8 protein-coding genes and 4 tRNA genes are annotated in these 8872 nt (G+C 44.2%); 9 read left to right on the forward strand and 3 right to left on the reverse strand.

What is annotated here, in order from left to right; translation table 11 throughout:
• Nucleotides 1-130: 130 nt before the first annotated feature.
• Genes prmC through hemA form a run of 3 tightly spaced genes read right to left on the reverse strand, consistent with a single transcriptional unit; the run spans nt 131 to nt 3385 of the window.
• The gene (gene prmC / locus L8S15_RS19730; RefSeq protein WP_010439175.1) at nt 131-1003 is read right to left on the reverse strand and encodes a peptide chain release factor N(5)-glutamine methyltransferase; all 873 of its coding nucleotides are present in this window, start codon (nt 1001-1003) and stop codon (nt 131-133) included.
• A gap of 5 nt (nt 1004-1008) precedes the next feature.
• Nucleotides 1009-2097 carry a peptide chain release factor 1 gene (gene prfA, locus L8S15_RS19735; RefSeq protein ID WP_010439174.1) on the reverse strand — a complete coding sequence of 363 codons (1089 nt, stop codon included), beginning with the start codon at nt 2095-2097 and terminating at the stop codon, nt 1009-1011.
• A 28-nt stretch (nt 2098-2125) separates the two neighbouring features.
• Nucleotides 2126-3385 carry a glutamyl-tRNA reductase gene (gene hemA, locus L8S15_RS19740; protein ID WP_010439173.1) on the reverse strand — a complete coding sequence of 420 codons (1260 nt, stop codon included), beginning with the start codon at nt 3383-3385 and terminating at the stop codon, nt 2126-2128.
• 160 nt (nt 3386-3545) lie between these two features.
• Here hemA and lolB point away from each other — a divergent pair, with 160 nt between their 5' ends.
• The 9 genes from lolB to L8S15_RS19785 all read left to right on the forward strand — a co-directional run bounded on the left by lolB (nt 3546) and on the right by L8S15_RS19785 (nt 8707).
• Entirely contained in the window at nt 3546-4193 is a 648-nt protein-coding gene (gene lolB, locus L8S15_RS19745) for a lipoprotein insertase outer membrane protein LolB (protein ID WP_016767030.1), read from the forward strand.
• On the forward strand, nt 4190-5065 hold the full coding sequence (gene ispE, locus L8S15_RS19750) for a 4-(cytidine 5'-diphospho)-2-C-methyl-D-erythritol kinase (protein WP_280574802.1): 876 nt from the start codon (nt 4190-4192) through the stop codon (nt 5063-5065). The genes lolB and ispE overlap by 4 nt, the downstream gene beginning before the upstream one ends.
• 27 nt (nt 5066-5092) lie before the next feature.
• On the forward strand, nt 5093-6037 hold the full coding sequence (locus L8S15_RS19755; protein WP_004739814.1) for a ribose-phosphate pyrophosphokinase: 945 nt from the start codon (nt 5093-5095) through the stop codon (nt 6035-6037).
• A gap of 212 nt (nt 6038-6249) precedes the next feature.
• Nucleotides 6250-6840 carry an aminoacyl-tRNA hydrolase gene (pth, locus tag L8S15_RS19760; protein WP_010439162.1) on the forward strand — a complete coding sequence of 197 codons (591 nt, stop codon included), beginning with the start codon at nt 6250-6252 and terminating at the stop codon, nt 6838-6840.
• Between the two features lie 10 nt (nt 6841-6850).
• Nucleotides 6851-7942, forward strand: coding sequence for a redox-regulated ATPase YchF (ychF, locus tag L8S15_RS19765; protein ID WP_010439159.1), 1092 nt, complete (start codon nt 6851-6853; stop codon nt 7940-7942).
• Between the two features lie 279 nt (nt 7943-8221).
• Nucleotides 8222-8298: transfer RNA gene (locus L8S15_RS19770), tRNA-Met, on the forward strand.
• 66 nt (nt 8299-8364) lie between these two features.
• Nucleotides 8365-8449, forward strand: a tRNA-Leu gene (locus tag L8S15_RS19775).
• A 29-nt stretch (nt 8450-8478) separates the two neighbouring features.
• Nucleotides 8479-8553: transfer RNA gene (locus tag L8S15_RS19780), tRNA-Gln, on the forward strand.
• 77 nt (nt 8554-8630) lie between these two features.
• Nucleotides 8631-8707, forward strand: a tRNA-Met gene (locus L8S15_RS19785).
• Nucleotides 8708-8872 lie beyond the last annotated feature (165 nt).

Raw genomic sequence — 8872 nt, forward strand, 5'->3', positions numbered from 1 at the left:
TAATTCTCTGTATTTCTGCGTTAAATGCATTATCGAGTTAAGTGTACTTTCGAGTTAAAGGTATCAATTTAGCCAGTTAATCATCTATTGCTCACAAGATGATTAACAGCAGCCTATGAGCAACCACTATCTATGAACAGTAACGACCCAAGGTCACTCGGTCATTACCACCGTAATCTTTTTCTGTAACAACATCCAAGTAGCCCAGTTGTTGCATTATCTCACGTACCGCCAAGCCTTGGTCGTAACCGTGTTCAAACGCCAACCAGCCTTCATTTTCCAAAAAGCCACGTGCATTTTCAGAAATGTATCGAATATCCGCGAGCCCTTTCTCTTCAGCAACTAACGCAGAGATCGGTTCAAAACGTACATCACCTTGAGATAAATGAGGATCGTTCTTCTCAATGTATGGCGGGTTCGAGACAATCAAAGAAAACTTAACCACTTCTTCTTCAGAGCTAACTGAATTCAAAGGCTCAAACCAACTGCCATGCAAAAAAGTAGCGTTGGTAATGTTGAGACGTTGTGCATTCTCTGTCGCAAGCAGCTGCGCTTCAGGGCGAAGATCAATGCCAGTCACTGGTCGATTTGGCATTTCAGACGCCAATGCTAATGCAATAGCACCTGTACCCGTTCCTAAATCTAGAATCGCACCTTGCTTGCCATACGTTTTATCTAAAGCCACCTCAACCAAACGCTCAGTATCTGGGCGCGGGATTAATGTAGAAGGAGAAACTTTTAATGGCAATGACCAAAACTCACGTTCACCGACAATATAAGCCACAGGCTCACCGATTAAGCGTCGTTTAATAAGAGCATTGAATTCAGATTCTTGCTCTGAGGTGAGGTGCTTCTCAGGCCAAGTAAGGAGGTAAGATCTTGGTTTATCTAAGGCGTGACAAAGCAGTACCGCGGCATCAATAGAGGGTGATGTGCTATCACCCTCTTGAAGCCTTACGATTGCCGCTTTTAAAGCATTTTCAACCGTATATACTGACTGCATACGGGTTAATTGTGCTCTGCAAGTGCAGCAAGCTGATCGGCTTGATGCTCTTGAAGTACAGGATCAAGCAAGCTTTGCATATCACCTTCAAGTACTTCGTTAAGACGGTAGATAGTCAGGTTGATACGGTGATCCGAAACACGACCTTGTGGGTAGTTGTACGTACGAATACGGTCACTACGGTCACCAGAACCTAGTAGGTTACGACGTGTGTCAGAAACAGCTGCCGCACGGCGCTCTTCTTCTGCTTGAACAATACGAGCAGCAAGAACAGCCATCGCTTTCGCTTTGTTTTTATGCTGAGAACGCTCGTCTTGACACTCTACTACTGTACCTGTTGGTAAGTGAGTAATACGGATTGCTGAATCCGTGGTGTTAACGTGCTGACCACCCGCGCCCGATGCACGGAAAGTATCTATCTTAAGATCGCCAGCTTTGATTTCTGGAAGATCGGCCTCTGGGATCTCCGGCATAACAGCAACTGTACACGCCGATGTATGAACGCGACCTTGAGATTCAGTTTCAGGAACACGTTGTACACGGTGACCACCTGACTCAAACTTCATTGTACCGTAAACAGCGTCGCCACTAACCTTAGCGATCATCTCTTTGTAACCGCCTTGTTCAGAAGCGTTGCTGCTCATGATTTCAACGCGCCAACCTTTTTTCTCTGCAAACTTAGAGTACATACGGAACAAGTTGCCCGCGAAGATACCCGCTTCATCACCACCCGCGCCGGCACGGATTTCAAGGAAACAGTTGCGCTCATCGTTTGGATCTTTTGGAATCAGAAGAATTTGTAACTCATCGGTCAAACGTTCAATCGCCGCTTTTGCGTCTTTGATTTCGTCTTGAGCCATCTCGCGCATTTCAGCGTCATCTTCGTTTGCCATCTCTTCAGCAGCTTCTAGATCTTCTTGAGCTTGCTGGTATGACTGGAAGCAAGCCGTCACTTCTTCTAGTTGAGAGTACTCTTTAGAAAGTGCACGGAATTTGTCTTGATTCCCGATTACATCTGGATCACCAAGTAGATGTTGAACTTCTTCATAGCGTTCAACAAGTGTTTCAAGCTTTACTAGAATCGAGGCTTTCATAATGTCTTATTCTGTTGGAGGTCTAATATTATTGAGGGTTTTCTAAGCCCAAACTCTGTCTAATGACCATTAATTTTGCAGGTTCTCCTTGCTCAGCAGCACTTTGAAGTGCACGCGTTGGAGCATGGATCAATTTGTTTGTGAGCTTATTACTTAGCTCAAGTAAAACTTTCTCAGGGTCACCGCCAGCGGCAAGTGATTGTAAACTCTTACTTAATAATTCTTCTCGGATTTCGTTGGCCGATTTACGGTAGTCACGAATACTGTCTACCGCTTGCAATGAACGCATCCAACTCATGAACGCGGCGCTTTCTTCACTGACTATTGCTTCAGCTTGAATTGCTTCAACTTTACGTTGCTCAATATTGCCATCAACAATCGACTGCAGATCATCAACTGAATATAGGTAGGCGTCATTCAATTCACCGACCTGAGATTCAACATCACGAGGAACTGCGATATCAACCAACAACATAGGCTGATGCTTTCTTCTTTTGAGTGCAGTTTCAACCATACCCTTACCAATAATAGGCAGTGGACTTGCAGTTGAGCTGATCACGATATCCGCTCTGTATAGATGATCTGGAATCTCATTCAAGCTGATCACTTCAGCCCCAAACTCTTCTGCTAACCCTAAGGCACGCTCACGAGTTCGGTTAGCCACAATCATCTTAGTACAACCATTAGCAGAAAGGTGCTTAGCCACCAACTCAATGGTTTCACCAGCCCCCACCAATAACACAGTTGAATCAGCAATCGATTCAAAAATGTGCTTGGCTAACGTACAAGCTGCGTAAGCAACAGAAACCGCACTGCCGCCAATTTCAGTTTCAGTTCGGACACGTTTCGCGACAGAGAATGATTTCTGGAACAGTTTCTCCATTGAAGCATCAACAGATCTGTTCTCTCGCGAATCCATATAAGCCTGTTTAACCTGGCCTAAAATTTGTGGCTCGCCTAATACCAGAGAATCCAAACCACAGGCGACGCGCATTAAATGCTTAATCGCTGCTTGCTCTTCATGAATGTAGATACTTGGTTTTAATTCTTCAGGGCTAACTTGATGAAATACAGACAACCAATCGATCAACTTGTTTTTTGCCACGCCTTTGACGTCACAATACACTTCGGTTCGATTACAGGTTGAAAGTATGACACTTCCATTCACGTGTGCATTTGCGTTAAGTTGCTTGAGTGCCTCAGATAATTTATCTGGACCAAAAGCGACTTTTTCTCGCAATTCAACCGACGCTGTATTGTGATTGATACCTACGGCAAGCAAAGACATGTATCAGAAGTTCTCGATCAGGGAATGGAAACAAGGGGCGAATTTTACTTGATGCATGGCGCTATTTAAAGAGCAAGCGGGATTTGTTTTCCTGACTTCGTGAATTCAATGCTATAGTTGAGACGTTTTTTAGATAAATTTGAACAAGTTGTGAGCAAATATGAGCAAGCTTCGTAAAATCACGTCTCTTATTTTTATGACCATAATTATGGTGGGTTGCTCGTCTATCCCAGAACAACCAACCAGTGTCGAGTGGCAAAGCCACCAAAATCGCCTTTTACAGATAGAAAACTATCAAGCCTCAGGCAAGCTCGCTTACATTTCTCCAGAGCAGCGCCAAAGCCTGAATTTCATCTGGAAGCATTCACCAACTCAAAGTCAATTAAGACTCACGACATTTCTCGGTCAAACCGCATTGAATCTCACCATTGACTCAGCTGGCGCAAAAGTGGTCACCTATGATGACCAAGTCTTTACTCATGCGAGCGCTTCAGTTTTAGTTGAGCAGCTGACTGGCTTACAAATCCCTATAGATCATCTGCCACAGTGGTTCCTTGGTATTCCTGACCAAGCCGACTCGTATCAACTAAACAGCACTAACACACTTGAATCTCTATCCAAGCGAGTAAGCAATCAATTATGGACTCTCAGTTTTGACAACTATCGCAATACAGAGCTTCCAAATGAGCAAGTGCCCGAAGACACAGATGCCATTGCAGAGTTAATTCCTCTGCCAACTCGATTGTCATTCAAGCAAGACGATAGCAAAATCAACATTGTAGTTTCGAAGTGGACTCTGAAAAAATGATTACTACGCCAACGATCTGGCCTTCCCCAGCTAAACTAAATTTATTTCTCTATATCACTGGTCAACGTGACAATGGCTACCACGAACTTCAAACCCTATTCCAATTTGTCGATTTTGGCGATGAACTGACGGTTACTGCAAATGAAGAAACGAGTGCAATCACAATAACACCTGATATTCCGGGTGTTGCGCTTGAGGACAACCTCATTTGGAAAGCCGCAACGGCACTTCAACAATATACCTCAACGTTTTTTGGTGCTGATATCGAACTAAAGAAAGTGCTTCCGATGGGAGGAGGCATTGGTGGTGGCTCTTCTAATGCTGCAACCGTGTTAGTCGCGCTTAACCATTTATGGCAACTCAACCTGTCTGATGATCAACTCGCAGAGATCGGTTTGAAGCTTGGTGCTGACGTCCCTGTATTCGTTAGAGGCCACGCCGCCTTTGCTGAAGGGGTTGGAGAACAATTGTCACCAGCTAATCCGGATGAAAAATGGTATCTAGTCGTCAAACCTCAAGTGAGCATAGCAACTGCAAACATATTCAAACATTCAGAATTAACTCGAAATACGCCAAAGCGAGCGCTAGCAACGCTTCTAGAGCAAGAATACGTAAACGATTGCGAAAAAATTGTGCGAATGCTGTACCCAGAGGTTGATAAGCAACTTTCATGGCTGCTACAATACGCGCCGTCGAGATTGACTGGTACAGGTTCGTGCGTTTTTGCTGAATTTAGCAGCAAAAAAGAGGCCGAATCGGTACGAGAACAACTGCCTGACACAGTTTCCGCGTTTATCGCGAAAGGTCGAAACATTTCACCTTTAAAAGAAACTTTGGCTGAATACCAATCAGCCCACCCACAATCTATTTAAAACTGGACGCAACCCGAGGTTTCCACCGTGCCTGATATGAAGCTATTTGCTGGTAACGCAACACCTGAACTAGCCCAACGTATTGCTGATCGTCTATACATCTCTCTTGGCGATGCTACCGTAGACCGTTTTTCTGATGGCGAAGTCGCTGTTCAAATCAATGAAAACGTTCGTGGTAGCGATGTATTCCTGATTCAATCAACTTGTGCACCAACCAATGACAACCTTATGGAGTTGGTGGTAATGATTGACGCAATGCGCCGTGCTTCTGCTGGCCGTATTACTGCTGTAATCCCTTACTTCGGTTATGCCCGTCAAGATCGTCGTGTACGTTCTGCTCGTGTGCCTATTACTGCAAAAGTTGTTGCAGACTTCCTTTCTAACGTTGGTGTTGACCGCGTTCTTACTATCGACCTACACGCAGAGCAAATCCAAGGCTTCTTCGATGTACCTGTTGATAACATCTTCGGCACTCCAGTTCTTCTAGAAGACATGGCGAACCGTGGTCTAGAAAACCCAGTTGTGGTTTCTCCAGACCTTGGTGGTGTTGTACGTGCTCGTGCTACAGCTAAAGCGCTAGGTGATGTTGATATCGCTATCGTTGATAAGCGTCGTCCACGTGCTAACGTTTCAGAAGTAATGAACCTTATCGGTGACGTTGAAGGCCGTGACTGTGTGATCGTTGATGACATGATCGATACTGGTGGCACACTGTGTAAAGCAGCTGAAGCGCTAAAAGAGCGCGGTGCAAAGCGTGTATTCGCTTACGCAACTCACGCTGTTTTCTCTGGTACTGCTGCGAACAACATCAAGAACTCTGTTCTAGACCAAGTTATCGTAACCGATTCGATCTCTCTATCTCCAGAGATGGCTGCGACTGGTAAAGTGACAACACTTAGCCTTTCTCGCATGCTAGCTGAAGCGATTCGTCGTATCAGCAACGAAGAATCAATCTCAGCGATGTTCAACTAATCAAAGCTCTATAGTTTTTACAAAAGCTTTGTTTTAGTCACTCGTTAGAGAAAGACATTAAGCACTTCATTAAATGAAGTGCTTTTTTTATATCTGGTGTCTGTTATTTATCACAGCTGGGAATAATCATGTTGCTATCAGCTAGCTCGCACCTTTTTCATAAATTGTGATATCATACGGCGCTTTTTGAAATCCCAAGAGAGATCCATACCTTGAGCCAACAAATAAAACTTCTCGTTGGACTGGCTAATCCAGGTCCAGAATACGCCAAAACTCGCCACAACGCGGGTGCTTGGGTAGTTGAAGAATTAGCACGTGTACATAACGTGACACTAAAGAACGAACCAAAGTTCTTTGGCCTAACGGGTCGTATAATGGTTCACGGTGAAGATCTTCGTTTGCTGATCCCAACGACTTTCATGAATTTGTCAGGCAAAGCTGTTGCAGCCCTAGCAAAATTCTACCAAATTAAACCAGAAGAGATCATGGTCGCTCACGACGAGTTAGACCTACCTCCTGGTATTGGAAAGTTTAAAAAAGGCGGTGGTCATGGTGGACATAATGGTCTGAAAGACATCATCAGCAAACAGGGGAACAATAAAGAATTCTATCGTCTTAGATTAGGCATTGGCCATCCAGGACACAAAGATAAAGTTGCAGGTTATGTATTAGGTAAAGCTCCAGCGAAAGAGCAAGAGTGTATCGAGGCTGTCGTTGACGAATCGGTTCGCAGCCTAGACATCTTATTAAAAGATGGCCTACCAAAAGCACAAAATCGCTTACATACGTTCAAAGCAGAATAAGGTTTATATCATGGGTTTTAAATGTGGCATCGTTGGTCTACCAAACGTTGGTAAGTCAACTCTGTTTAACGCACTGACTAAAGCAGGCATCGAAGCAGCAAACTTTCCATTTTGTACAATCGAACCAAACACAGGTATCGTTCCGGTTCCAGATCTACGCTTAGATGCATTAGCAAAAATTGTTAATCCACAGAAGATCCTTCCAACGACAATGGAGTTCGTAGATATCGCAGGCCTAGTTGCTGGCGCTTCTAAAGGTGAAGGTCTTGGTAACAAATTCCTAGCTAACATCCGTGAAACTGACGCTATCGGTCACGTTGTACGCTGCTTTGAGAATGAAAACATTGTTCACGTTGCTGGCAAAGTATCTCCAATTGAAGATATAGAAGTGATCAACCTTGAACTTGCACTGGCTGACTTAGACAGCTGTGAACGTGCAATTCAACGTAACGCGAAGAAAGCAAAAGGCGGCGACAAAGACGCTAAATTCGAAATCACTGTACTAGAAAAGCTACTTCCTGTCCTAACTGAAGGTGGCATGGCGCGTACTGTTGAACTAGGCAAAGAAGAAGCGGCAGCAATCGGCTACCTTAACTTCCTGACACTTAAGCCAACAATGTACATCGCAAACGTTGCGGAAGATGGTTTTGAAAATAACCCATACCTAGACGCTGTTCGTGAATACGCTGAAAACGAAAATAATGTAGTTGTTGCTGTTTGTGCGGCAATCGAATCAGAGCTTTCTGAGCTTGACGATGAAGATCGCGAAGAGTTTCTAGCGGATATGGGTATCGAAGAACCAGGTCTTAACCGAGTGATCCGCTCTGGTTACGAACTACTGACTCTTCAAACTTACTTTACAGCTGGCGTTAAAGAAGTTCGCGCTTGGACTATCCCTGTTGGTGCAACTGCGCCACAAGCCGCAGGTAAGATCCACACAGACTTCGAGAAAGGTTTCATCCGTGCTGAAGTAGTTGGGTTTGATCACTTCATCGAATTTAACGGTGAGAGCGGCGCTAAAGATGCAGGTAAATGGCGTCTTGAAGGTAAAGAATACATCGTTAAAGATGGTGACGTGGTTCACTTCCGCTTCAACGTATAATTCAGATTAAACATCTAGAAAAAGGCCAGTGAATTCACTGGCCTTTTTGTTTTTCCCCTTTAGAAATAGTCCTGCACCAGAAACTTAACTTCCTATATATATCGCCTTTTAGACCTGTTTTTTGTCGACAAATACGCCTCTTTGTCTAAAAAGAAACCGAACAGATGTTTATTCGCGATTTATTCAAAAAAAAAGTTGACGGGTTTCGCTCAACTACGCATAATGCGCCCCGTTCACAACGAAGCGGCAACGTATCGAAATGAACGACAATATGGAAATGGCTACTTAGCTCAGTTGGTTAGAGCACATCACTCATAATGATGGGGTCGCAGGTTCAAATCCCGCAGTAGCCACCATTTCCTAAGCACTCTATTTTTATTAAATGTCTGTTTATTAACGACAAGAGTTTTTAGGAAAGTAAAGCGGTCGTGGCGGAATTGGTAGACGCACCAGATTTAGGTTCTGGCGCCGAGAGGTGTGAGAGTTCAAGTCTCTCCGACCGCACCATATTGAGATGTCTTAATTGATATCATTGTTGGGCTATCGCCAAGCGGTAAGGCACTGGCTTTTGATGCCAGCATTCCCTGGTTCGAATCCAGGTAGCCCAGCCACAATTTAAAGTGTAATTATCTTTAAAAAGATAATGGCATTGAAAGCGAGATTATATTATATTACTTCGCTCTCAGATGGCTACTTAGCTCAGTTGGTTAGAGCACATCACTCATAATGATGGGGTCGCAGGTTCAAATCCCGCAGTAGCCACCATTCTTTCTTTATGAAAGAAGACTAAACAACGTTATATTGAATCACCAATGTCGATATAACTATACTCTTCGCTAGAGTAAAAGCTTTGCTGCGGTCGTGGCGGAATTGGTAGACGCACCAGATTTAGGTTCTGGCGCCGAGAGGTGTGAGAGTTCAAGTCTCTCC

Source organism: Vibrio sp. S/42/10 (genome assembly GCF_029890535.1).
In the GTDB taxonomy this organism is placed as follows: Bacteria; Pseudomonadota; Gammaproteobacteria; order Enterobacterales; family Vibrionaceae; genus Vibrio; species Vibrio cyclitrophicus.